General features: G+C 66.1%; 33 protein-coding genes and 3 tRNA genes. 13 read left to right on the top strand and 23 right to left on the bottom strand.

Going from position 1 to position 22418, the window contains the following annotated elements; genetic code table 11:
* Positions 1 to 15: 15 nt before the first annotated feature.
* From AC5YGJ_RS08055 to AC5YGJ_RS08035, 5 genes are all read left to right on the top strand, one after another.
* Positions 16 to 315: an integration host factor subunit alpha gene (locus AC5YGJ_RS08055; protein WP_005410432.1), complete on the top strand. Its 300-nt coding sequence runs from the start codon at positions 16 to 18 to the stop codon at positions 313 to 315.
* Positions 296 to 652 (top strand): MerR family transcriptional regulator, encoded by a 357-nt coding sequence (locus tag AC5YGJ_RS08050; RefSeq protein ID WP_005410431.1) that lies wholly within the window; start codon positions 296 to 298, stop codon positions 650 to 652. The genes AC5YGJ_RS08055 and AC5YGJ_RS08050 overlap by 20 nt, the downstream gene beginning before the upstream one ends.
* A gap of 68 nt (positions 653 to 720) precedes the next feature.
* Positions 721 to 797 (top strand) — tRNA-Pro (locus AC5YGJ_RS08045).
* Positions 798 to 914: 117 nt separating this feature from the next.
* A complete protein-coding gene (locus AC5YGJ_RS08040; RefSeq protein WP_496186237.1) occupies positions 915 to 1115 on the top strand; it encodes a hypothetical protein in 201 nt (66 codons plus the stop codon).
* Entirely contained in the window at positions 1112 to 1453 is a 342-nt protein-coding gene (locus AC5YGJ_RS08035) for a low molecular weight protein tyrosine phosphatase family protein (protein ID WP_309339604.1), read from the top strand. The genes AC5YGJ_RS08040 and AC5YGJ_RS08035 overlap by 4 nt, the downstream gene beginning before the upstream one ends.
* Here the strand turns inward: AC5YGJ_RS08035 and AC5YGJ_RS08030 are convergent.
* Both AC5YGJ_RS08030 and AC5YGJ_RS08025 read right to left on the bottom strand, forming a co-directional pair.
* The gene (locus AC5YGJ_RS08030; RefSeq protein WP_496186236.1) at positions 1432 to 1881 is read right to left on the bottom strand and encodes a GNAT family N-acetyltransferase; all 450 of its coding nucleotides are present in this window, start codon (positions 1879 to 1881) and stop codon (positions 1432 to 1434) included. The two genes, AC5YGJ_RS08035 and AC5YGJ_RS08030, sit on opposite strands and share 22 nt — an antisense overlap.
* Before the next feature lie 86 nt (positions 1882 to 1967).
* Complete coding sequence (locus AC5YGJ_RS08025; protein ID WP_496186235.1) at positions 1968 to 2471, bottom strand: DUF3011 domain-containing protein; 504 nt, start codon at positions 2469 to 2471, stop codon at positions 1968 to 1970.
* A 241-nt stretch (positions 2472 to 2712) separates the two neighbouring features.
* Here AC5YGJ_RS08025 and AC5YGJ_RS08020 point away from each other — a divergent pair, with 241 nt between their 5' ends.
* On the top strand, positions 2713 to 3108 hold the full coding sequence (locus AC5YGJ_RS08020) for a hypothetical protein (protein WP_107231044.1): 396 nt from the start codon (positions 2713 to 2715) through the stop codon (positions 3106 to 3108).
* Positions 3109 to 3120: 12 nt separating this feature from the next.
* On the opposite strand, the gene AC5YGJ_RS08015 is transcribed toward AC5YGJ_RS08020, so the two are convergent.
* Entirely contained in the window at positions 3121 to 3813 is a 693-nt protein-coding gene (locus AC5YGJ_RS08015; RefSeq protein WP_309339610.1) for an aspartate/glutamate racemase family protein, read from the bottom strand.
* A 156-nt stretch (positions 3814 to 3969) separates the two neighbouring features.
* Between AC5YGJ_RS08015 and AC5YGJ_RS08010 the strand changes: the two genes are divergently transcribed.
* Entirely contained in the window at positions 3970 to 4611 is a 642-nt protein-coding gene (locus AC5YGJ_RS08010; RefSeq protein WP_249843410.1) for a LysE family translocator, read from the top strand.
* A gap of 94 nt (positions 4612 to 4705) precedes the next feature.
* Positions 4706 to 4879: a DUF1328 domain-containing protein gene (locus AC5YGJ_RS08005; protein ID WP_107231041.1), complete on the top strand. Its 174-nt coding sequence runs from the start codon at positions 4706 to 4708 to the stop codon at positions 4877 to 4879.
* A 22-nt stretch (positions 4880 to 4901) separates the two neighbouring features.
* Here the strand turns inward: AC5YGJ_RS08005 and AC5YGJ_RS08000 are convergent, their stop codons facing one another.
* The 4 genes from AC5YGJ_RS08000 to AC5YGJ_RS07985 all read right to left on the bottom strand — a co-directional run bounded on the left by AC5YGJ_RS08000 (position 4902) and on the right by AC5YGJ_RS07985 (position 6434).
* Entirely contained in the window at positions 4902 to 5234 is a 333-nt protein-coding gene (locus tag AC5YGJ_RS08000) for an SMR family transporter (protein WP_496186234.1), read from the bottom strand.
* A gap of 13 nt (positions 5235 to 5247) precedes the next feature.
* Positions 5248 to 5832, bottom strand: a complete 585-nt coding sequence (locus AC5YGJ_RS07995; protein ID WP_306803791.1) for a TetR family transcriptional regulator — start codon at positions 5830 to 5832, stop codon at positions 5248 to 5250.
* Between the two features lie 80 nt (positions 5833 to 5912).
* Positions 5913 to 6146, bottom strand: coding sequence for a DUF1653 domain-containing protein (locus AC5YGJ_RS07990; RefSeq protein ID WP_249843413.1), 234 nt, complete (start codon positions 6144 to 6146; stop codon positions 5913 to 5915).
* A gap of 12 nt (positions 6147 to 6158) precedes the next feature.
* The gene (locus tag AC5YGJ_RS07985) at positions 6159 to 6434 is read right to left on the bottom strand and encodes a hypothetical protein (protein WP_496186233.1); all 276 of its coding nucleotides are present in this window, start codon (positions 6432 to 6434) and stop codon (positions 6159 to 6161) included.
* A gap of 393 nt (positions 6435 to 6827) precedes the next feature.
* Here AC5YGJ_RS07985 and AC5YGJ_RS07980 point away from each other — a divergent pair, with 393 nt between their 5' ends.
* Entirely contained in the window at positions 6828 to 7085 is a 258-nt protein-coding gene (locus tag AC5YGJ_RS07980; protein WP_249843415.1) for a hypothetical protein, read from the top strand.
* On the opposite strand, the gene AC5YGJ_RS07975 is transcribed toward AC5YGJ_RS07980, so the two are convergent.
* The 8 genes from AC5YGJ_RS07975 to AC5YGJ_RS07940 form a co-directional block, all read right to left on the bottom strand.
* Complete coding sequence (locus AC5YGJ_RS07975; RefSeq protein ID WP_496186232.1) at positions 7054 to 7416, bottom strand: hypothetical protein; 363 nt, start codon at positions 7414 to 7416, stop codon at positions 7054 to 7056. The two genes, AC5YGJ_RS07980 and AC5YGJ_RS07975, sit on opposite strands and share 32 nt — an antisense overlap.
* A gap of 274 nt (positions 7417 to 7690) precedes the next feature.
* Positions 7691 to 8152: a pilin gene (locus AC5YGJ_RS07970; protein ID WP_496186231.1), complete on the bottom strand. Its 462-nt coding sequence runs from the start codon at positions 8150 to 8152 to the stop codon at positions 7691 to 7693.
* A gap of 53 nt (positions 8153 to 8205) precedes the next feature.
* Positions 8206 to 8673: a pilin gene (locus AC5YGJ_RS07965; RefSeq protein ID WP_279920411.1), complete on the bottom strand. Its 468-nt coding sequence runs from the start codon at positions 8671 to 8673 to the stop codon at positions 8206 to 8208.
* Positions 8674 to 8841: 168 nt separating this feature from the next.
* Positions 8842 to 9288: a pilin gene (locus tag AC5YGJ_RS07960; protein ID WP_496186230.1), complete on the bottom strand. Its 447-nt coding sequence runs from the start codon at positions 9286 to 9288 to the stop codon at positions 8842 to 8844.
* Positions 9289 to 9398: 110 nt separating this feature from the next.
* Positions 9399 to 9761, bottom strand: a complete 363-nt coding sequence (locus AC5YGJ_RS07955) for a hypothetical protein (RefSeq protein ID WP_409461454.1) — start codon at positions 9759 to 9761, stop codon at positions 9399 to 9401.
* A gap of 63 nt (positions 9762 to 9824) precedes the next feature.
* Positions 9825 to 10196, bottom strand: coding sequence for a roadblock/LC7 domain-containing protein (locus AC5YGJ_RS07950; RefSeq protein ID WP_249843418.1), 372 nt, complete (start codon positions 10194 to 10196; stop codon positions 9825 to 9827).
* Positions 10189 to 10740, bottom strand: coding sequence for a GTP-binding protein (locus AC5YGJ_RS07945; RefSeq protein WP_409460277.1), 552 nt, complete (start codon positions 10738 to 10740; stop codon positions 10189 to 10191). Before AC5YGJ_RS07945 ends, AC5YGJ_RS07950 begins: the two co-directional genes overlap by 8 nt.
* Entirely contained in the window at positions 10737 to 11345 is a 609-nt protein-coding gene (locus AC5YGJ_RS07940) for a hypothetical protein (RefSeq protein WP_496186229.1), read from the bottom strand. The genes AC5YGJ_RS07945 and AC5YGJ_RS07940 overlap by 4 nt, the downstream gene beginning before the upstream one ends.
* Before the next feature lie 349 nt (positions 11346 to 11694).
* On the opposite strand from AC5YGJ_RS07940, the gene AC5YGJ_RS07935 reads away from it, so the two are divergent.
* The 3 genes from AC5YGJ_RS07935 to AC5YGJ_RS07925 all read left to right on the top strand — a co-directional run bounded on the left by AC5YGJ_RS07935 (position 11695) and on the right by AC5YGJ_RS07925 (position 13428).
* Complete coding sequence (locus AC5YGJ_RS07935; protein WP_496186228.1) at positions 11695 to 12366, top strand: response regulator; 672 nt, start codon at positions 11695 to 11697, stop codon at positions 12364 to 12366.
* 128 nt (positions 12367 to 12494) lie between these two features.
* Positions 12495 to 13055: a DUF3011 domain-containing protein gene (locus AC5YGJ_RS07930; protein ID WP_496186227.1), complete on the top strand. Its 561-nt coding sequence runs from the start codon at positions 12495 to 12497 to the stop codon at positions 13053 to 13055.
* Between the two features lie 169 nt (positions 13056 to 13224).
* Entirely contained in the window at positions 13225 to 13428 is a 204-nt protein-coding gene (locus AC5YGJ_RS07925) for a hypothetical protein (protein ID WP_107231034.1), read from the top strand.
* A gap of 70 nt (positions 13429 to 13498) precedes the next feature.
* Here the strand turns inward: AC5YGJ_RS07925 and dxs are convergent, their stop codons facing one another.
* The 7 genes from dxs to AC5YGJ_RS07890 form a co-directional block, all read right to left on the bottom strand.
* Positions 13499 to 15406 carry a 1-deoxy-D-xylulose-5-phosphate synthase gene (gene dxs, locus AC5YGJ_RS07920; RefSeq protein ID WP_249844972.1) on the bottom strand — a complete coding sequence of 636 codons (1908 nt, stop codon included), beginning with the start codon at positions 15404 to 15406 and terminating at the stop codon, positions 13499 to 13501.
* Positions 15407 to 15511: 105 nt separating this feature from the next.
* Positions 15512 to 16177 (bottom strand): HNH endonuclease, encoded by a 666-nt coding sequence (locus AC5YGJ_RS07915; protein ID WP_496186226.1) that lies wholly within the window; start codon positions 16175 to 16177, stop codon positions 15512 to 15514.
* A 471-nt stretch (positions 16178 to 16648) separates the two neighbouring features.
* On the bottom strand, positions 16649 to 18439 hold the full coding sequence (locus AC5YGJ_RS07910; RefSeq protein WP_496186225.1) for an acyl-CoA dehydrogenase C-terminal domain-containing protein: 1791 nt from the start codon (positions 18437 to 18439) through the stop codon (positions 16649 to 16651).
* Positions 18440 to 18510: 71 nt separating this feature from the next.
* On the bottom strand, positions 18511 to 18987 hold the full coding sequence (locus AC5YGJ_RS07905) for an LEA/WHy family protein (protein ID WP_249843425.1): 477 nt from the start codon (positions 18985 to 18987) through the stop codon (positions 18511 to 18513).
* Between the two features lie 164 nt (positions 18988 to 19151).
* Positions 19152 to 19703 (bottom strand): lipocalin family protein, encoded by a 552-nt coding sequence (locus tag AC5YGJ_RS07900; RefSeq protein WP_496186224.1) that lies wholly within the window; start codon positions 19701 to 19703, stop codon positions 19152 to 19154.
* 148 nt (positions 19704 to 19851) lie between these two features.
* Positions 19852 to 19927 (bottom strand) — tRNA-Phe (locus AC5YGJ_RS07895).
* A 72-nt stretch (positions 19928 to 19999) separates the two neighbouring features.
* Positions 20000 to 20075 (bottom strand) — tRNA-Phe (locus tag AC5YGJ_RS07890).
* A gap of 350 nt (positions 20076 to 20425) precedes the next feature.
* Here AC5YGJ_RS07890 and curA point away from each other — a divergent pair.
* Positions 20426 to 21451: an NADPH-dependent curcumin/dihydrocurcumin reductase gene (gene curA, locus AC5YGJ_RS07885; RefSeq protein ID WP_496186223.1), complete on the top strand. Its 1026-nt coding sequence runs from the start codon at positions 20426 to 20428 to the stop codon at positions 21449 to 21451.
* Between the two features lie 61 nt (positions 21452 to 21512).
* Here curA and AC5YGJ_RS07880 read toward each other — a convergent pair whose 3' ends face one another.
* The gene (locus AC5YGJ_RS07880) at positions 21513 to 22355 is read right to left on the bottom strand and encodes a bifunctional transcriptional activator/DNA repair enzyme AdaA (RefSeq protein ID WP_496186222.1); all 843 of its coding nucleotides are present in this window, start codon (positions 22353 to 22355) and stop codon (positions 21513 to 21515) included.
* Positions 22356 to 22418: the final 63 nt, after the last annotated feature.

The following is a 22418-nucleotide window of genomic DNA, read 5'->3' as shown; positions in this document are numbered from 1 at the left end:
CGGGGGTAGCAGGCAATGGCATTGACCAAGGCGGAGATGGCGGAAAAGCTGTTCGACGAAGTCGGTCTGAACAAGCGGGAAGCCAAGGAATTCGTCGACGCGTTTTTCGATGTGCTGCGTGAAGCATTGGAACAGGGACGTCAGGTGAAGCTGTCGGGCTTCGGTAATTTCGATCTGCGGCGCAAGAACCAGCGCCCGGGTCGCAACCCCAAGACCGGCGAGGAAATTCCGATTTCCGCCCGTACGGTGGTGACCTTCCGTCCGGGCCAGAAGCTCAAGGAGCGGGTGGAAGCTTATGCTGGATCCGGGCAGTAACCGCGAACTACCGCCGATACCGGCCAAGCGTTACTTCACCATCGGTGAGGTCAGCGAGCTGTGCGACGTCAAGCCGCACGTCCTGCGCTACTGGGAAACCGAGTTCCCCAGCCTTGAGCCGGCCAAGCGCCGAGGCAACCGTCGCTACTACCAGCGCCACGACGTGCTGATGGTGCGGCAGATCCGCAGCCTGCTGTACGAACAGGGCTACACCATCGGTGGTGCACGCCTGCGTCTGGACGGTCCCGATGCCCGCGAGGAATCGGCGCTGAGCAACCAGATCATCAAGCAGGTGCGCATGGAGCTGGAAGAAGTGCTGCAGTTGTTGCGTCGCTGATCCCATTTCCATCGTAATCCGCTATACTTCACGGCCCGCCGCACTGGCGGGCACATCGCAGCATCAGTCGGGGCGTAGCGCAGCCTGGTAGCGCATCTGCCTGGGGGGCAGAGGGTCGTCGGTTCGAATCCGGCCGTCCCGACCACTGTGATGAATCAAAGAGCCTGCGCAGCGATGCGTGGGCTTTTTTGTGCGCGCGGTGTATGCTGCGCGCCACTCGTAATACCGCGGCTGCTGAACCCGGTACTCACGAGAACACACAATGGAATCTGCAAGAAACCGTGCCTGGCGTCGCAGCCAGGCCTGCAACCGCGGTGGCGACCGCGCCACGACGGCGTACAGCTACAAGCCCGAAAAGAACTGGAAGCTGCTGTACACGCGCGGTGCCAAGCTCGCGCGCGCACGCCAGCTGGGCTTCGTCTATCCGGTCCTCAACGCCCGCCAACTGCAGGAACAGGAATGATCAAGCTGCTGTTCGTCTGCAGCCGCAACCAGTTGCGCAGCCCGACCGCAGAAGCCATGTGGCAACGGCGGCCCGGGTTCACCGCGCTGTCGGCCGGCACCAGCCCACATGCACGACGCCCCATCGGCCCGGCGGACATCCGCTGGGCCGATGTCATCTTCGTGATGGAGGCCAAGCACCAGCATCGCCTGCAGGCTAGCTACGCGCGCCTGCTGGAGCACAAGCGCCTGCATTGCCTTGATATCCCCGATGACTATCGGTGCATGGATCCGGTGTTGATGGATCTGCTGGACGACAGGGTGACTGCCTGTCTGGATCAGCTGCCGGCAAAGCGGTAGATCAGTTCCGGATCGCCTTCGTCCAGACCGTGCACGATGCCGCTGCCGATGAGGCCGGAGGCAGCGAGCAGACGTTGCATGCCGGCATTGGAGGCATTGGTTGAAGCAAACAGCTTGCGCTGCCCCTGCAGTGCGCTCGCGTGGCGCAGCAGGGCGGCCCCGATGCCCCGGCGGCGCTGCGCATGCGCCACCATCAGCATTTCGATGAAGGCTTCGCCGAAGAAGTGATGGTGGATGACCAGATAGCCGGCCGCGACATCGTCCCGTTCCGCCACGTACACGGCGGCGCTCGCCAGCCAGCCGGCAATCTGCCGTGCGCGTTGCGGATCGCCGGCCGCGACGCTGTCGAGCGCGACCAGTACCGGCAAATCGCTCGGCACCGCATCGCGCAGACGCAGCATCGTCGGTGAGGCATCGGGTGGCAGCATCGTCGGCTCCTGGGCGGGTCGGGCCCAGTCTATCGACTGCGCCGGCCGCGTTCGCCCATCTGCCGCGGCCAACACGTGGACATCGGTCAGTACACCCGGAACTCGGCGCGGCAGCCGCCGCTGACCCACACCCCGCGGTGGTCCCAGCCCCAGTTGCGGTCCTCGATGCAGGGCGTCACCGACTTCTGCCTGACCAGGCGTACCTCGTGACGCACGCGGATGCGGCATTCCTTGTCCTTCTGTTCGTATGACTCGCAGACCAGGCGTTCGCCGTCATCGTCGCGGTCCCGGCCGTGGCCCGGCCAACGTCCGCGTCCGTCGGCCACGAACTCGGCACGACAGCCGTCGTCGACCCAGAGCATGCGGCGGCTCTGCCCCCAGTTCTGGCCCTCCACGCAACGGGTGATCGACAGCTGCCTGGCCAGGCGCATGCGGCCTTCGATCGGGCACTGCTGGGGCTTGTTGAACTGCGATTCGCAGCGCAACGGCGAAATGTGATCGCTGTCGTAATCGCGGGCTGCCACCGGGGTGGCGGCCGGCAGCAGCGTCAGGGTGGAGAGGGCGATCGGCAGCATCAGGTGATGGATCATGAGCAGTCTCGGCAGGGGGACGGGCCGCAAGAATGGACCAGGCCGGGGCCGCCGGAACGGAGCGTTGCAGCGATGGCTCATGCGGGATTTAGTAGTGCGCACGGGCCCATGCAGAGGCTTACATCCCGTATCATCGCTGCACATCCGATCGCATCGGCTTACACCTTCTTACATGTCTGCCACGCCTGGCGGCGCAGCCTGTGGCTGTCGTCACTGGCGTGCGCGCGGCCTGCCGGAGACGATGCGCGGACCACGACGACCACAGGGGGTTGCGTTGATCAGCAGTACCGTCATTCATCGTTCGGCGAGCACCGATGCTGGGCCGGTGCAGGTCCTGGACACCACGTTCAAGGGCAAGCATGTGTTCGTTGCCTGGGGCCTGCGCGGGCCGGAACTGACCCGCAGTGCGGACCCGGCCACCACGGTGGCCGCGCGCAAGGCGCTGCAGGCAGTGGCAGGGCACAGCGAAGGGCCGCGCAGCCCGGAAGTGTTCATCGCCAATCAGTCGGCGGTGGCGATCACCGTCTATCGCCTGCTGACCGAGGCGCGTTCGGGCGACGCCATCTTCTTCCTGTGTGATTCGCAGGCGGTGGTCGATTGGCTGATCACCGCGCTGGAAGTGCAGGGCGAGGGCTGACGCCGGTCCGGATCAACCCAGTGCCGCGTCCACCGCTGCGATCGCGTGCAGGGAGGTGGTGTCAAACAGTGGCACCGCGCTGTCCTCGGGGCGCACCAGCAGCATGATCTCGGTGCAGCCGAGGATGATCGCTTCGGCCCCGCGCGCGGTCAGCCGTGCGATCACCTCGGCGTAGCGCCGCCGCGATGTTTCGCTGACCACGCCGAGGATCAGTTCCTGGTAGATGATGTCGTGCACGCAGCGCCTGTCGGCGGCGTCCGGGACCAGCACCTCCAGTCCGAAGCGTTGTTCCAGCCTGCCGCGGTAGAAGTCCTGTTCCATGGTGAAGGCGGTGCCGAGCAGGCCGACCCTGCGCGCGCCCGCCCTGACGATCGCCGTTGCCGTCGGGTCGGCGATATGCAGCAGCGGCAACCGGCACGCGGACTCGATGCGATCGGCCAGTGCGTGCATGGTGTTGGTGCAGATCAGCAGCAGCTCGGCGCCGCCGGCCTGCAGCCGCTGCGCGGCGTCCACCATATGGGTGCCTAGGGCATCCCAGTCACCCTCGTGCTGCAGCTGCTTGATGCCGGCGAAATCCACCGACCACAGCAGCAGCTGCGCCGAATGCGCGCCGCCGAGGCGATCGCGCACCGCCTCGTTGATGAGCCGGTAGTACTGCGCCGAGCTCTCCCAGCTCATGCCGCCGATCAGGCCCAGGGTCTTCATGCACTGCTCCATGCCAGGGCAGGCCATTGCAGCACAGATGGCGTCGCCCATGCGCTCACCGCGTATCTGTAACCATTGTATCGGCGCGCCGCTGTGTGTGCCGCAATGCGGCAGCGGGCCCTATGCTGGTGCGCTCTTCCGTGGTGGATGCCGGACATGGCGCTGCATACCTGGTGGTGGTTCCTGGCCACGGTTTTTGTCCTGTGCGGCACGCCTGGGCCGAACATGCTGCACATCCTCGGGCGCAGTGTCGGGCTGGGTTTCCGCGGCAGCGTTCCGGCCATGGCCGGCTGCCTGCTGGCGATGCTGCTGGTGCTGGCGGCCTCCGCGGCGGGGCTGAGCGCGTTGCTGCACTCCTCGCCGATGCTGTTCGAGGTGCTGCGCTATCTGGGCGTGGCCTACCTGGCCTGGCTGGGCATCAAGGCCTGGCACGACAGCTTCCGGCCGGCGCCGCCGGTGGCCAGCGACGAGGCGCCGGCGATGGCGCCGGTACATGGGGCGTGGACCGTCCTGCGCGGCGGGCTGTGGGTCGGCCTGAGCAATCCCAAGCTGCTGCTGTTCGCCACCGCGTTCCTGCCGCAGTTCGTCGACCCCTCGCGCAGCCAGGCCGTGCAGTACAGCGTGCTTGTGGCGACCTTCGCGGCCTGCGAACTGTTCTGGTACGTAATGTACGCAGCCGGCGGACATGGCCTGCGCCGCTGGCTGGCCCGGCCGTTCGCGCGGCGCTGGTTCGAACGGCTGGTAGGCAGCGTGTTCCTGGCGTTTGCCGTAGCGCTGCTGCGCTTCCGTCCGCGCTGATTCACATCGCACACGCGGCCCGTTCACGGGTGCCGCATCGGCGCCGGCCTAGCCTGACCGTACCGTTTGCATTCCCTGCGGGGAAAGGATCGACATGATCAAGTGGGCCATCATCTTCGCCATCATCGGTGTCATCGCTGGCGTGCTGGGCTTCGGCGGCATCGCCGGCGCAGCCGTGGGCATCGCCAAGTTCCTGTTCTGGGCCGGCATCATCATCGCCGTGGTGCTGTTCCTGCTGGGCATGAGCGTGGCAAAGAAAGTCAGCTAGCGTCGTTCACGCAGCAGCGCGCTCAGTGTGCGCTGCTGCGTGAGAACAGGTTGATCACCAGCACCCCGGCGCAGATCAGGCCGATGCCGATCAGGGCCGGCGCATCCAGACGCTGTTTGAACACCAGCAGCCCGATCAGCGAGATCAGGACGATGCCCACGCCGGACCAGATCGCGTAGGCGATGCCGGTCGGGATGGACTTCATGGTCACCGACAACAGGTAGAAGCACAGGCCGTAGCCGACCAGTGCGCCCAGCGTCGGCCACACCCGGCTCATGCCTTCAGAGGCCTTCAGCAGCGATGTGGCAATCACTTCCAGGACGATGGCGGAGGCGAGGTACAGGTAGGGATTCATCTCGGGCTCCGGGCTACAACGGATCACACAGCTTCAGCGCCTGCTCGGCCATCGCCAGCGCGTTGGCATGTTCCAGCGCATCCAGCGGGCGCCCATAGGCGGTGGCCCAATAGCCATCGGCGACGCAGCGCGCCGCGTACAGCCGGGGGTCATCGGCTTCGTCGGGGAATTCGACCAGCATGGCCCGCTTCCAGTCGCGCCAGCGCACCAGCAGGGCCGGTTCGAGCAGGTTGCCCAGGGTGAGGCCGATATCGTTGTCCTGTTCCTGCTGCAGCAGGTGCTCGAAGTTGGCCTGGACATAGGCGCGGCTGAAGCGGCCGTAGCCCGACGATTCTGCCGGCAGCAGGGCCCGCACGCGTGCCTCGAATTCGCCGATGAGCCCGCCAATGGCCTCATCGACCAGGGCCTGCTTGCTGCTGAAGTGGTGGAACAGCGCCCCCTTGCTGACCCCGGCCGCGCGCGCGACGTCCTGTACGGTCAGGGCGGCCAGGCCATGCTGGCCGATCATCGCAACGGTGGCCTGCAGCAGCGACTGGCGCACGCTCTCGGGCGCCTTGCGCCGAGAACGGGGAGGGGGCGGGGACGTGGATGGGGGCATACAGGAAGAAACCGACTGGACGGTACGATTGTAGCCCAGCAGCGCCTGGTTACCGTTGCCAGCCTCGGCCGGTGCCGGGCTCAGTCGTCGATGCGGGCGAAGCGGGGCTGCGGTCCGTGCTCGCCGGGCACCTGCTCGACGAACATCGAGTAGGGGCGCACCCATAGGCCGCCTTCGCCGTACAGGGCCCGATAGAGCACCATCGGTTGCAGTGTCTCGCTGCTGCGCACCAGATCGATGACTTCGTATTCGCCGCCCTTGAAGTGGCGGTAGCGGCCACGCGCAAGCGTGGGCAGCGGACTCAGTTCAGCCATGCGTGGTCGGTCTCAGGTCTGCGGCGGGCTGGCCGGCTTGGCGCAATAGGCGTCGATCGCCTCAGCGGTATTGGCCAGGCCCTGGGCCTGCGCCAGTTCCCAGGGACGCTCGCAGCGCTGGTTGTGCTGGCACCACTGGTATCCGGCCGAGCCGATGCAGCCATGTGCATCGCGGTCACTGCCGGGCGCCGGGCGGGTGGTACCAGTATCGGTGGTGGCCGCCGGCCTGTCCGTGCTGACGCAGGCGGCCAGCAGCAGCGCTGCGGGCATCAGGAGGAGCGCTTTCATGGGGGAGTCCGTGTCCAAAGCAGCAGTCTGCGCTGCTGCCCGGGACCCGGCAAGCGTCTAGAACACCGTGGCGCGGATCAGTTCTTCTATCAGCACCACGTAGCTGGCCACGAAATAGAACTTCAGCAACGTCGAACGCTGCTGTGAGAAGAAGGTGCGCATGTGGAAGGGGCCCCTGTTGGTGAGGATAGTGTGAAGCCCTGCTGACTCCGTGACAAGGATCACGGAATAAACGGGCTAAACGGACTCAGGGATGTGATGAGAGGCAGGTTCTGACGAGCCCGCAGGGATTTTTCGTACTTGTCTGATAGAACCGTTCTGATGGGCTGGCTAGGGTGACCGCACCGGAGGAGGGCACCTGCCCTCGTGCCGTTTCCCAGCAAGGAGCCCCTCATGGTCATTACCGTCAAATGCAGTGCCGCACAGTGGTCCCTGCTGGACCCCGCCGTAGGCGCGCCCGAGGTATTCGGCAGTGGCGCTGCCGCGTTCGACGCCGCCGTTGGCCGGGCAAGTGCCCATCACCGCCGGACCGGCCAGGGCAGCATGGTGCGCGTGGAAGCGCTGGGCAGCAGCGTGGAAGCCGTGCGCTTCGAGGCGAGCGCTGCGGTGACTGCCCCTGCTATCGGGCGTCACCCGGCATCGTTGATGTAGTCCCCGGCGATGCCCGGGGCAGGGTCTGGCTGATGAAGCGACACAGCCACCGCGGGTTGACCGTCTTGGCATAGACATGCCGGATCTGCCTCGGCAGTCTGCGATCCTGCAACAGGCGCAGGGGTTGGTGGGCCAGAACGAGAATGAGCAGATCTTTGCGCAGGCAGCAGATCTGGCGCAGCAACGGCAGACCGTCGGTCTGGCCGATGGTGGGCATGCAGGGATCGATGACCAGTGCCGTACAGTGCGGGTTGGCGATCGGCGCCAGCACTTCGGCGGGCGAGCGGGCTTCGATGAGTGTTTCGGCGCGCAGGTGCGGGCGCAGGCTCATCGCCAGTTCGCGACGGACCCACGGATTCGCATCGGCAATGACGATGGTGGAGGGCGCAGACTGTCGGCACTGCGGGCTGCCTGCCGGACGTGTCGTTGATGTCTGCGGAGGGGAGCCTGGGGCATGGTCGGTGTGCATGGGCAACGACGTAAGGCGGGGGGGGGCGCGATTGCCTGGCGCACCGGGAACGTGCCCCCGCGTCCACGAAGGAGTGGCGGGGGAGAAGGGCCAGGGGCATGGGGCCACGCGTGGTCCGGCAGGCGTGGGAATGCGATCAGGAAGAGCGGCAACCTTCCGGAAGCAGGCCTTCATCATGCGTATTGCCGATGCAGGTCCAGGTGCCGGTCCAGTAATCACGCCGCAGGTTCAATGACGGGGTACCCGGGCCGAGCGCGGTATCGGGTTTCACCCAACAGGTAAGCAGAAAGGACGTCCCGCTGCCGGCCACTTCAAACCGCTCGCACTGTGACCCCTGGGCTGGCAGCCCGATGTCTTCCGAGCTGACGTCGTCATCGGCGAAACCGTCGGCCAGCAGTGCCTCGACCCCGGCTTTCCCCGCGGCCAGCTCGGACAAGGCCGCTGCCATCTTTGCCTTGCCCGCGTACCTCTGATACTGCGGCAGGGCGATCATGGCGAGAATGCCGATGATCGCCACCACCACCATCAGTTCGATCAGCGAAAAACCATTCTGTCGGGCGCGCGGCGTTGGCGCGCGCGCTGCGGGATGTACGTTCATGATGATCCTGTGTTGTCGGAACGACCGGACGTGGCTGCGCGCGCTCGTCGGTGTCAGGTTCGGCAGGCCTCTGGCAGAAGGCTCTTGTCGCCGACGTCGCTCTCGCAGTTCCAGACGCCTGCGCCACTGCGGACGAGGCTCAGGGAGAAGCCGCCGACGCCATAGGTTGCGTCGTCCTTCAGGTTGCAGACCAGCCGGGCCTGGTCTGCCGTCGCATCCACTGCAACGTCGAACGACTGGCAGCGCGAGCCGGTGGCAGGCAGCCCCAGCGCTTCAGCCGTTGCATTCTCAAGGTCGGCGCCCTCGGCCAGCAACGCTTCCACGCCGACTTTTCCCGGCGCAACTTCTGCCAGTGCGGCGGCCAGCTTGGTCTTGGCCGAGAACCGCTGATACTGCGGCAGCGCGATCATGGCCAGGATGCCGATGATCGCCACCACCACCATGAGTTCGATAAGGGAAAAACCCTGCTGCCGGGAAGTGCGCATGCCTGCGCGGGATGTCGGGGCGATTGCGGTATTCATGATAGTCCTTTGTGACATGGCTGATTCATCGGTACGGCCACGAAGCGATGTCTCGTGGCGCAACCATAGAAAATCACGCGTGCCGCAATCGGTATATTCAAGAATTGGTAAAGTGATATTCGATGTGCGTCTGCATGCTGATTATTCAATTAATCAGAAAGCGGATTTTCATTCCGCCAGGCACGCCCTTGGCAGTGCCTGCACGTCGGCGCCGTGCGTATCACATCGCCATTGGCCGGAAGGGCTGCGTTGCCACCTCACGCGGTGGCGCACGAAGCGGCCTTGGTGCAGATCGCAGGTCAGTACCGCGTGGCCCGTATCGGGCAACGAGGCACGCAGGTGGGCGCAATGCGCCGCACTTGCAGGCAGGCCCAGGTGCTGGTCGGTCACGGTGAGATCACCATCGGCATAACTGGCTTCCACCGCTGCGATGGCGCGGCCAAGCGTGCTGGTGGCAGCGTGCAGGCGGTTGCGGTCGGCATCGGCGCCTGCCCCGGGCGCGTTCAACAGCAGTGCGTAGACCGCAGTCAGGCCGGCGATGATGCCCACCGCCGCCCAGGGTCGGTAGCGACGCGGCGCGTGGCCTGCTGCGTTTGCGGTTGATCGAGGGTGCATTGACGGTCGCTGCCGTTGTCGGGCGGGGCGCGCATGGCGCAACCACAGGCCGGGGCTGCTCTCCCCAGAGCAGCCCCGGCATTCCCATCCCCTGTCCAGACGGGGGCGTGCTACAGCGCCAGTGAGCTTTCAACCTCAAGGACCGCGCGGCGGGCGAGGGCAAGATTGGCCTTCTGCCGGTCCAGTACCACGTAGAAGAACAGGCCCCGCTTGGCCGTCACCGGCCGCAGCACGTGATACGCGCGGCCCAGGGTGATCAGGATGTCCTCGATGCTGTCGTTGAGGTTCAGTGCTTCTGCAGTTTTCATCTTGGCGCGCAGCACTTCGGTGTTTCCGGCAGCGGCCAGCTCCATGTCCACGCCCGAGCCGGCTTCACCCAGCAGCATGCCGCTTTCGTAGTCGACCAGGGCGACGGCTTGCGCGCCGTTGATCTGCATGAGCGTGTCCAGGCATTTGTTGATGGCGATATTCATTTCAGTGGTCCGTTGCGGGTGAGAGGAAGTAAAGATCCGCCTGAGCAGTGAGAGGGGCATGCATCAGTTCGTGTTGTCGGCCAGGGCACGCACGCACTGCTTGGCATGCCACAGCACGTTGCCGATGACGCAGCGGTGGTCGCATGCGGTCATCAGCAGGCGTGGCCGTGTTCCGGGAATGGCAAGCATCAGCACCTTGCCGTCGGTGGCGTCGAGGATCAGCGTGTCCAGTTCGCCGAAGTGCAGCTCGCGGCCCAGTGCGCCGGCGAGTCCAAGCATCGAGCTGGTCATCGCCGCCAGGCGGTCGGCGACATGGCCCTGCGGCCCTGCCTGGGCCAGGGCGAAGCCATCGGCACTGGCGACGACGATGGCCTGGATGCCGCTGACCTCGCGCAGCAGGACGCCCAGTGCCGATGTGGCAGCGATCTCATTCATGCGCGGCCGCCATGGCATTGCATTCAATCTGGCTCATCAGCAGGTCCATCGCAGTGATGGCCTGCGCCATGTCGCGCGGGTCCAGCGGCAATGCCGGCAGGTGCGGAGCATGGTCCTGCAACCAGTCCTGCCAGTGCGGCTGCACCGGATCATCGGTACTGCCGCATCGGGTGAAGCCGATGACCACGGGCAGGCGGGGAGCGTTGTCCGCGATGGCCTTCAGATGCAGCCTGGCCAGGGTGCTGCCCACGTCGGCGCTGCCATCGACCAGCACGATGGCGCCTTCGGCACCGGCCAGCAGGATAGGCCAGAGATAGGAAAAACGTTCCTGCCCGGGTGATCCGTACAGGCGCAGGCGGTCGCCACCTGGCAGGTCGATGTCGCCATAGTCCATGGCCACGGTGGTGTACTGCTTGCCCACGGTCGGGTCGGTATTGAGCGCCTCGGTCAGCACCGCCCGGCCCCGGGTGAGGGTCTGCACCAGCGTGGACTTGCCGGCACCCAGCGGGCCCATCACTACGATCTTGTGCTCACGCATGGTCATGCACTCCAGCGGATGCGAAGCTGTCGCCACAGATTGACGAGGCCCCCCGTGGCGGAGGGGCGGACGGCAACCTCCTCGCCCACCACGGGAAAGGCGTAGGCAGTGAGGAAGGCCGCGTTGAAGAATGACTGCGCGGTGCCGCGCGGCAGTTCGAGCAGGTCACAGCACGTCTGCACCGAGGCACCCTGCTTTATCAGCAGCGCACACAGCCGGAAGTGGTCGGGGCGATGGGCCAGGATGCGGAAGTCGGGCCAGCGGCGAAGGCGCAGCTGCATGCCGCTGTGCAGGGGCGGCATCGGCGCGCCATGGTCGGCCGTGGCCAGGCCGATGTTCCACAGGGTCGGGCGCAGCGGGATGTTGCTGGACACCGTCGCGCGCTGCACGAACACATCCTGGGTCACCGGGACCAGGCTCAGCGGCGGGTCGGTATCACCGAGCAGCTTCTGCAGCAGTGTCAGCGTGATCGGTGCCGGTGCGGTGGTCATCATCCGATCGTTCCTCGCATCCAGCCAGCACACCGTTGCCTCGCCATGGACGATCGCGGCATGACCGGGCCGACGCGCCAGCGCGGTGTCACCTGTCAGGTGCAGGCGCAGCTGCTGCACGAACGGCAATGCTGCATTAGGCAGTGTTGCCGGTGCCAGTGGTCCGGGTTCACGAGGTCTTTGCAGTTCCTCAAAAGGATGACGTCGGAATCGGACCATGGGATGTCCAGCGCTGCGAGTGATCGGAGGTCTCCATGTAAAGTCCTTTCCCGGTTTTATGGAATGAAACTATTGGGAAAACTGTCGCGTCACGCCTGCTTCGACGGCGGTGTACAACTAATGGAAATGGCGGAATTCTTCGTCCGGAATGAAATCAATTGCAGTGATTGATTGTTAAGTTGACGTCGCACGGAATGGTTATTAGCGTCTTTGCCACGCACTGCGGCGTGACTATTGACGGGTAATCAGCATGCTCACTCGAATCGCCATCGCGGACGATCATCCACTGGTCCTGCTGGGCACGCGTATCGTGATCGAGGCGGGCGGTCGCCATCGCGTGGTGGCAGAGGCGCAGAGTGCGGAACGCCTTCTGGCGATACTGGCCGAGCACACCGTGGACCTGGTAGTGACCGATTTTTCGATGCCCGACGGTGGCCGCTCCGATGGCCAGGCGATGCTGCAGGCGTTGAGTCGCAATCACCCCGGCGTGCCGGTGATCCTGGCCACGATGGTCACCAACGCGACGACCTTGAACATGGCCATGCGTACCGGTGTGCGCGGACTGGTGTGCAAAAGCAGTGGCGTGGATGACATCCGCAAGGCGGTCGATACCGTGCTCAGTGGCGGGATCTACCTGGACCCTGGGCTGGTGCCCTGCCTGCAGGAGGCGGGGCGCGAGCGATCGTTGTCGGTGCTGTCGCCCAAGGAACTTGAAGTGCTGCGGCTTTATGTGTCGGGTCCCTCGATCACCGAGATCGCGGCGCAGTTGCGGCGCACCGTCAGCACCATCAGCCGGCAGCGCATTTCCGCGATGAAGAAGCTGGGCATCAGCAATGATGCGGAGCTGTTCGCCTATGCGTTCGAAGAGCGATTGGGCAATGCTGGTGGCATGGCCAGCGGCATGGTGACCAGCAGCCAATGAGATTGTGCCGGTCCGGTCAGGTCCGGTTGGGTTGTTTGAATGGGGAACGAACCGCCCTCGCGCGCCCCCCTGTGCGCCGTGCCAGGAATCCCGGATGCTTGCGCCATCGTATTCATCTGGAGACATCGATGGGCAAGGCACTCACCTGGCGGACCGTGGCCTGCACCCTGCTGCCAATGCTGGCCGCCGCCGGTGGCGCGCAGGCGCAGAGCTATGGGTACGGGTATGACGATGACCGCTACGGCGGTCGCGAAGGCAGCGGCATCGTGCGCTGCGAGTCGATCAAGAACCGCAGCAACGAGTGCCGTCTGGAAGGCCGGGCGCGGATGATCCGTCAGTTGTCCGGTTCGCCATGCGTGGAAGGCGAGACCTGGGGCCAGTCGCGCTACGGCGTGTGGGTGACCCAGGGGTGCCGTGCCGAGTTTGTCGGCGAGTACCGCCGTGGCGGTGGCTGGGGCAATGGTGGCGGCTGGGGCAATGGCAGCGGCAACGGTTGGGGCGGCGGCGATGTGATCACCTGCCATTCCAACGGGCACCGGCAGGAATACTGCGATGCGCGGGTCCGCCGTGGCGTGCGCCTGGTCCGCCAGGATTCGCGCAGTGCCTGCATCGAAGGCCAGACCTGGGGCTGGGATCGCCGCGGCATCTGGGTCAGTGACGGCTGCCGCGCCCAGTTCCAGGTGAATTGAGCCCGCCTGTCGAAAATCAGAATAATCTGATACAGATCACAATTTGAACCCCGTATCTTCTGCGACCAAGGGCGCCTTTGCGTGCCCTTGGTCCGCTACGACATTGCCTGCCGCCCCCGGCACGGCCTGATCTGCCACCGTCGATACGCTGTCTCAAGGAGTGAGCTGCATGTTGATCCGCCTGCAATGCGAACAGCGCCAGTGGCGCGTGCTGCATCCGGACCGGCCGGAGCCGATCGAGTTCCGCGACGGCGCCCGCGCCTATGATTTCGCCGAGACCCTGGCGCGCCTGCATTTTGTCGACACCGGGCAGCGCGCCGCAGTGCGCGTGGAGGCCAGCGGCGCGTACGTGGAAGCGGTCAGTTACGGTTGATGTCGCCATCCACGCATGGCGTGGATGTACCGGGATGACCGTAGAGCCACGCCGAGCGCGGCTGCTTCCATCAGCTTGCCGCGCTGAGCGGCGGCGTACCCGAGGCCAGCTGCGGCCAGCGCTTGAGCACCGCGGCGCGGATGCCCGCGGCATCGATGCCGGCTTCTGCCAGCAGGTCTTCGCGGCTGGCATGGTGCTGGTAGCTGTCGGGCAGGCCCAGATGCAGGATCGGGCGCAGCACGCCTTCAGCATTGAGCAGTTCGCCGACGCCGGAACCGGCGCCACCGGCGACCACGTTGTCTTCGATCGTCACCAGACCGTCGTGCTGGGCGGCCATGGCCAGCACCAGTTCGCGGTCCAGTGGCTTGATGAAACGCATGTTGACCACGCTCAGGCCCAGTTCGCGGCCGACCTGTTCGGCTGCGGCCACGGTGCTGCCAAAGGCAAGCAGGGCGATGCGGCTGCCCTGCAGACGCAGCTCGCCCTTGCCGATCGGCAGAGTGGACAGGTCGCTGCCGGCATCCACCCCGGTGCCACTGCCGCGCGGGTAGCGCACCGCCGCCGGGCCCGGGTGCTGCAGGCCGGTGCTGAGCATCTGCCGGCATTCGGCTTCGTTGGACGGTGCCATCACCACCAGGTTCGGCACGCAGCGCAGGAAGCTCAGGTCCAGGTTGCCGGCATGGGTCGCGCCGTCCGGGCCGACCACGCCGGCGCGGTCGATCGCGAACAGCACGTCCAGATCCTGGATCGCCACGTCGTGCACCAGCTGGTCGTAGGCGCGCTGCAGGAAGGTGGAGTAGATCGCCACCACCGGCTTGCCGCCCTGGGTGGCCATGCCGGCGGCGAGGGTGACCGCATGCTGCTCGGCGATCGCCACGTCGAAATAGCGCTGCGGGTATTCCTTGCTGAAACGCACCAGGCCGGAGCCTTCGCGCATGGCCGGGGTGATGCCGTACAGGCGCGGCTCGGCCGCAGCGGCATCGCACAGCCAGTCACTGAATACATCGGTATAGGTCGGCTTCTTGGCGCCGGCCTTGGCCACCAGGCCCTTGTCCGGATCGAACGGACCCACGGCGTGGTAGCCGATCTGGTCGCCCTCGGCCGGCTCGTAGCCCTTGCCCTTGGTGGTCATCACGTGCAGCAGCTTGGGTCCCTTGGAGGCGCGCAGCGTCTTCAGCGTGGACAGCAGGGCGGGCATGTCGTGGCCATCGATCGGGCCGGTGTAATGGAAGCCCATTTCCTCGAACATCGTGGACGGCACGAACATGCCCTTCCAGTGTTCTTCCCAGCGCTTGACGAAGCGCGCGGGGTTGTTCTTCTTGTCGCCGAGGATCTTCTTTCCGCCTTCGCGCAACGCGTTGAGCGTGCGGCTGCCGGTGGCGCGGCCGAGCATCTTGGTCAGTCCGCCAACCGCCTCGGAGATCGACATGTTGTTGTCGTTGAGGATCACCAGCAGGTTCGGCTCCGGCTCCATGCCACCGGCATGCATCAGCGCTTCGAAGGCCATGCCGGCGGTCATCGCGCCGTCGCCGATCACCGCCACCACCTTGCGGTCGTCGCCTTCGGACTGGCGGGCAATGGCCATGCCGAGCGCCGCCGAGATCGAGGTCGAGGAGTGGCCGACGCCGAAGGTGTCGTATTCGCTCTCTTCGCGCTTCGGGAATGGCGCGACGCCGTCCTTCTGCTTGACGGTGTGGATCTCGTCGCGGCGGCCGGTCAGGATCTTGTGCGGATAGGTCTGGTGGCCGACGTCCCAGACCAGCTGGTCATGCGGGGTCTGGTACAGGTAGTGCAGGGCCACGGTGAGTTCGATCACGCCCAGGCCGGCGGCGAAGTGGCCACCGCTCTTGCCCACCGATTCGATGAGGTAGGCGCGCAGTTCGTCAGCGACCGCCCTCATTTCGGATTCGTCGAACGTGCGCAGGTCATCCGGGGTCTGGATGCGCGCGAGGCGGGGATAGCGGGCAGAGTCGATCATCATGTTCGCACTTGTTCTGAACGCCCATTTTCGCCCTCAAACGGGGGTGGGGCAAGCAAACGCCGCCGCCCGTGACAGGACGGTGAGGGTTGCATTTTCCGTCGTTCAGGTGCTGAGTTTTGAACGCTTCGGCAGTTGCGCCTTCAGGAAGGCCATCTGGTCGGCCAGGATATTGCGGTTGGACAGGATCAGATGCTCGATCCAGCTGGGCCGGTAAGGCACGGCCAGCAGCGGCATGCCGGCCTGCTGCGGGGTGCGGTCGCTCTTGCGCGAGTTGCAGTGGAAGCAGGCGGTGACCACGTTTTCCCAGCAGTCCAGGCCGCCCTTGGACAGCGGCAGGACGTGGTCGCGGGTGAGCGTGGGGCGGTTGAACTGCTGGCCGCAGTACATGCACAGATGGGCGTCGCGGGCGAACAGGGCCGGATTGGTCAGGTTCGGCGTGGGGTCGATCGCGCGGGAGCGGGCGTGGCCGCGCGCGGCGATGATCGGGTGCAGGTCCAGCCCGCTCTGCAGGCCGCTGAAGCGGTTGGTGCCGCCGTGGATGTGCAGGCAGGGATCGCCGAGCGTCCAGGCCACCGCTTCACGGGCATAGAGGCAGGCCGCATCCTGCCAGGTGATCCAGTCCAGTACGCGTCCGTGGGCATCCAGCGAGAGCAGCCGGACGGAACCGGGTCGATGCAGCGTCGTGGCGTTGGGCGATGCTTCGGCGCCCGGAGCAGAAATCGGAGCTCCGGCTTCGATCAGACCCAAGCGTGTAGTGTCTGTCTCCATCGGGAGAACAGCTTATACCTGAATGTTGACGATTTGTGTATCGCCGGTGGGCGATACGCAAATCGTCAACATTCAGGTCCGCGCATTCCACCTATTCCCCGCGCCTTTGGCGCGCCCCCTTTAACAAAAGGGGGCTCTTCTCCAGATGGATTTCGGGGGGTTCCATCCACGCATGGCGTGGATCTACGCAGTTCGCGGGGAACTGTCAGAGGCGGGGCGGTGTGGGTTGGCAGGAGCGTTGGCGCCATGGGCCCGAGGCATGCCTCGGGCGTTGGGCAGGACGCCCCAACCCCGGTCTTGCCGTGTGCGCAGGACACCGCACACGAGCAAGGCGCCATCGAGCCCCCAAGGATGGGTTTACGGCGTGTCCTGCCAGGCCACACCGCCCCGCCATCCACCGGGATGCAGCTGTTGCTGTTGCGGTTGCCGGCCAGCGGCCGGCACTACCGCGGGTGCCGGGTGCGGCCCGGATCAGGCGCCGAAGCGTTCGTCGTCCATCGCCATCAGCGGGGCGGCGCCGGCCTGGATGGCGGCGGCGTGGCTGAGGGTGCGCGGCAGCACGCGGGCGAAGTAGAAGCGTGCGGTTTCGCGCTTGCCCTGGGCGAAGGCGGGGCCGTGTGCGCTGGCATCGGCGGCGGCCACGCTGCGTGCCCACCAGTAGGCCAGTACCACGTAGCCGGAATAGAACAGGTAGTCGTAGCTGGCCGCGCCCAGTTCGTCCGGGTTGCCGGCCGCGCGCTGCAGTACGTCCATCGTCAGCTTGCCCCATTCGGCGGCCTTTGCACGCAGCGGGCCGATGAACTCGGCCAGGGCCTCGTTGCCCTCGTGTTCCTTGGCGAAGGCTTCGATTTCGGCCAGCATCAGCCTCAGGCCAGCGCCCTGGCTGGAGGCGGTCTTGCGGCCGATCAGGTCCAGCGCCTGGATGCCGGTGGTGCCTTCATACAGCGTGGTGATGCGGGCGTCGCGCGCCAGCTGCTCCATGCCGTGTTCGCGGATGTAGCCGTGGCCACCGAAGCACTGCAGCGCGTTGTAGGTGTTCTCAATGCCCCATTCGGTCTGGCAGGCCTTGGAGATCGGGGTCAGGAAGCTCACCAGCGTGTCGGCGCGTTTGCGCTCGGCGGCGTCCTCGGCGTGATGGGCGACGTCGATCAGGGTGGCCGCGTGCAGGGCCAGCAGGCGGCTGCCTTCGACCAGCGACTTCACCGTCAGCAGCATGCGCCGTACATCCGGGTGGACCAGGATCGGGTCGGCCGCCTTGTCCGGGAACTTGGCGCCGCTCAGGGCGCGCGACTGCAGGCGCTCACGGCTGTACGTCAGCGCGTTCTGGTAGGCGCGCTCGGACAGGCCGATGCCCTGCAGGCCGACGCCGAGGCGTGCGGTGTTCATCATGGTGAACATCGCCTGCAGGCCCTTGTGCGGCTGGCCGACGAGGTAGCCCTGCGCGCCGTCGAAGTTCATCACGCAGGTGACCGAGCCCTTGATGCCCATCTTGTGCTCGATCGAGCCGCAGCGCAGCGCATTGCGCTCGCCCACGTTGCCGTCGCGGTCGACCTTGAACTTGGGGGTGACGAACAGCGAGATGCCCTTGGCGCCCGGCGGCGCGTCGGGCAGCTTGGCCAGGACCAGGTGCACGATGTTGCCGGTCAGGTCGTGCTCGCCGGCGGTGATGAAGATCTTGGTGCCGGTGATCGAATAGCTGCCATCGGCGTTCGGTTCGGCCTTGGTCTTGAGCAGGCCCAGGTCGGTGCCGCAGTGCGGCTCGGTCAGGCACATGGTGCCGGTCCAGCGGCCTTCGATCAGCGGCTTCAGGAACGCCTCGTGCTGCCAGGCCTCGCCATGCTGCTTCAGCGCTTCGATGGCGCCGTGCGAGAGCAGCGGAAAGTTGCCCCAGGCCAGGTTGGCGGCGTTGATCATTTCGTTGAGCGGCACGCCCAGGGTATGCGGCAGGCCCTGGCCGCCCAGTTCCGGCGAAGCGGTCAGGCCGGTCCAGCCGCCGTCGACAAACTGGTCGTAGGCCTGCTTGAAGCCGGGCGGGGTGGTCACTTCACCGCTGGCCTGGTCGAGCACGCAGCCGATCTCGTCGCCAACGCTGTTGAGCGGGGCCAGCACGGTGGCGCTGAAGCGGCCGGCCTCTTCCAGCACGGCATCGACTACGTCGGCGGTGGCGTCGGTGAAGCCCAGGCGGGCGAACAGGGGTTCGACCTTGAGCACGTCGTGCAGGGCGAAACGGAGATCGGAAAGCGGGGCGGTGTAGCTGCTCATCGGTACGTCTCGAATTGATCAGGGACAGGGGGAGCGGCGCGCGGCGCCGCAGCGGAAATCGGTAAGCGGAATCAGCGCAGCACGCCGGGCAGGCCTGGCGCCTGGTTGAGCGTGCTGCGGCTGCTGATGTCGAAGCTGCGCTGCTTCTTTTCCTGCGGCGTGGCCGCCACCGAACCCTTCAGGCCATAGGCGAGGGTGCGGTTGCCGGCCAGTGCGTCGGCCACCACCAGGCGTGCGGCCGAGCTGGGCACCAGCTCGACATTGATGACGTCGGCGGAAGTGCCGCCGATGGAGATGGCCGGCCTGGCCTGCAGGGTGCCGGCCGCTGCGTCGCCAACGGTCAGCGCCAGCGAGACCTCATCGAAGGTCATCGGCATCGAACTGTAGTTCTGCAGACGCAGCGCCACCGTCCAGTTGCCGTCGGCGCGTACGGTGAGCTGCTGCAGGCTGGCCGCCGGTTCGGACACACGCTTGACGATGCCGTTGTTGCAGGCAACAAGGGCGAGGGTGCACAGGATGATCAAGGCGGTACGGACACGGTGGAGCATGGGCGCAAGTCCTCTGAAGGGGGTGCGTTGGGTTAAGCATACTACGGCGTATGGTTGTGTGGATCGCCGCTGGCGACCTGTCGCAGAGGGTAGCGTGTGAAGATGGCGGCCGGGCGTGCGCGGCGCCGGATCAGGCACGCCGGGTGCGCCGGTTGTGGCGCGGTTCAATCGGCCGGCGCGTCACGCAGCGGGGCCATGACCCGCAACGGGCCAAGGTCGTAGCCCATTGCCTCGGCCTTGGCCTTCAGCTGCTCGAACTGGGCCCGGTCCATCTCGGGCAGGCGCGAGAGGATCCACAGGTATCGGCGGCCGGGTTCGCCCACCAGGGCCCATTGGTAGTCCGGGTCCAGCGCCAGCACCCAGTAGTCGGCCCAGACCAGTGGTACCCAGCTCAACCAGTCCGGAGCGAAGCGCACCTGCAACTGGCCGGCGTGCCCGGCGACGGGGCGGGCCACGCCCTCGGCCACCAGGCGCTGGCCATCGTCGGCGCGGCAGGCGTTGGTGACGGTAATGCGGCCATCGCGGCGCAATCCGTAATTGGCGGTGATCTCACCCGTGCAGCGCTTCTGGAACGACACCGGCAGGTGTGCGATCTCATGCCACTGGCCGGCGTAGCGATCGATGTCCAGGGTCTCGACCGCACGCACCGGCTCGGCAGAGATCACCGGTGAGGCGGCCAGCAGCAGGCAGGCGAGCAGGGTGGGGCGCAGGTGCATCGGCGGACTCCGGGCAGGAGTCTGGAGCGTAGGTGTCGCAGCCGGTGTCGGTGTAAATGTTTCGTCAAGCGGGGGCGCGCACCACTGCCATGCGTGGACGGCAAAGCGCAGACAAAAAAAGACCCGCATTTCTGCAGGTCATTGAAGATGGTGGCCGAAGACGGAATCGAACCGCCGACACGGGGATTTTCAATCCCCTGCTCTACCAACTGAGCTACTCGGCCAAATTGTGTGGCGACCGCGGTGAATGCGGTTTCCGGAAAAAAAAGACCCGCATTTCTGCAGGCCTTCGAAAGTGGTGGCCGAAGACGGAATCGAACCGCCGACACGGGGATTTTCAATCCCCTGCTCTACCAACTGAGCTACTCGGCCACATGTTTCGTTGCAGCGAGGTCGCTGCCGAGGAGGCGTATATTACGGAGGTCGGTTGTCTTCGGCAAGGGTTTTGCCAAGAATTCTTCACATTGCCGTCTGCGCACCCGCAAGTGCTTGATCCTCCGTTGCGTGGCAGGGCAGGAGCGCCTGAACATCGATTCACGGATCATCGCCGGCGGCGGAAATCAGCGACCCACGGTGATGGGCAAAGCGGCAGTGGCAAGGGATGCGCGCCGACGACGCCGGGGCGGGGCATGGAACGCTGTTTTCGCGGCCACCGGCCGGGCAGGCGGCGGCGTAGTGTCGGCGTTCCTTTCCTGATGCTGGCAACAGCAGAGCCGACCGCCATGTCCGATTCCCCGACCCCCTCCCGCATCGTGCTGGCTTCGCGTCCGCAGGGCGCGCCGACGGCGGCCAACTTCCGCCTGGAGCAGGCGCCGTTGCCGCCGCTGGCCGATGGCGAGGTGCTGCTGCGCAACCGCTACCTGTCGCTGGATCCGTACATGCGTGGTCGCATGGACGACGGTCCTTCGTACGCGGCGCCGGTGGCGGTGGGGGCGGTGATGGAAGGCCAGACCGTGGCCGAGGTGCTGCAGTCGAAGGCCGATGGGGTATCGGTGGGAGACCTGGTACTGGCCGCGGGTGGCTGGCAGACCCACGCGGTGCTGCCGGCCAAGGCGCTGGGGCGTCGCCTCGATCCGGCCGGACTGCCGTTGAGTACGGCGCTGGGCGTGTATGGCATGCCGGGATTCACCGCCTACTCCAGCCTGCATGAAATCGCCCGGTTGCAGCCGGGAGAGACGCTGGTGGTGGCCGCCGCAAGCGGTCCGGTCGGCGCGACCGTGGCCCAGTTGGCCAAGCTGCAGGGCGCGCGCGTGGTCGCCATCGCCGGTGGTGAAGCCAAGCGCGCTTATCTGCAGACGCTGGGCGTGGACGTGGCGCTGGATCATCGCGCGGACGATTTCGCCGAACAGTTGCGCCGCGCCGTGCCCAACGGCATCGATGTCTATTTCGAGAATGTGGGGGGCCATGTACTGGATGCGGTGCTGCCATTGCTCAACGACTTTGCCCGCATTCCCGTGTGCGGCACCATCGCAACCTACAACGACCGCGGTGTGGAACAGCCCGGCCCGGACCGTTTGCCGGCGTTGTTCAGCCAGATCCTGCGCCAGCGCCTGACCGTGCGCGGTTTCATCGTGCACGACTTCAATCATCTGTGGCCGGACTTCGAACGCGAGATGCCGCAGTGGCTGCGTGAGGGCCGCATCCAGTACCGTGAGGACGTGGTGCAGGGGCTGGCGAATGCGCCGGAGGCCTTCTTCGGCCTGCTGAAGGGGCGCAACTTCGGCAAGCTGGTGGTGAAGCTGGATTGAGTGTTCCCCGGGCATGGCCCGGCGCTACCGCAGGGTGTGCCGACCAAGGTCGGCACCCACTTCAGGCAGTCGGGGCTTTTTCCCGGCGCAGCAGTTCACGCTTGCGGGCCACGCCCCAGGCGTAGCCGGACAGGTCGCCGTCGCGGCGCACCACGCGGTGGCACGGCACCGCCACCGCCAGCGGATTGCTCGCACACGCGCGTGCCACCGCGCGGCTTGAACGGGGCGCGCCGATGCGCGCGGCGATGTCGGCATACGAGGCGGTCTGCCCGCGCGGAATCTGCTGCAGGGCCTGCCACACGCGCTGCTGGAAGGCGGTGCCGCGGATGTCCAGCGGCAGGGTGGCGCCCCGCGATGGATCTTCGACCAGGCCCACTACCTGTGCCACCAGCTGCTCATAGCCGCTGTCGGCACCGATCAGTTCGGCCTGGCGGAAGCGTTGCTGCAGCGACTGCAGCAGCACTTCCGGATCATCGCCAAGCAGGATCGCGACGACACCCGTTGCGCTGTTGGCCACCAGCACGCTGCCCAGCGAACTCTCGGCCAGCGCGAAATGGATGACTTCACCGCGGCCGCCCGCCCGCCACTGCCTGGGAGTCATGCCCAGCAGGCGCGGCGCATTTTCGTAGAAGCGCCCGCTGGAACCGAAACCGGCATCATGGAAGGCGTCAGTGATGCGTTCCGACTGCTGCAGTCCGGTCCGCAGGCGGTCGGCACGCAGGGCGGCAGCGTACTGCTTCGGCGTCAGCCCGGTGGCCTGCTTGAACAGGCGATGCAGCCGGGTCGGGCTGCAGCCGGCGAGGTCGGCCAGTTCCTGCAGCGAGGGTTCTTCAGGACTGGTCTGCAGGTGGCGGCAGACGCGTTCGATGCGGGCATCAAGGGGGGAAAAGGCAGTGCTGTCCATGGCCGGATTCTGGCACGCGCCGCGCCGGGGAAAACTCCGTTTCCTGCACCTGCGCAAAGGGCC

It is taken from the genome of Stenotrophomonas sp. CS3K5, assembly GCF_059515225.1.
This window is presented reverse-complemented; position numbering and strand designations above follow the sequence as displayed.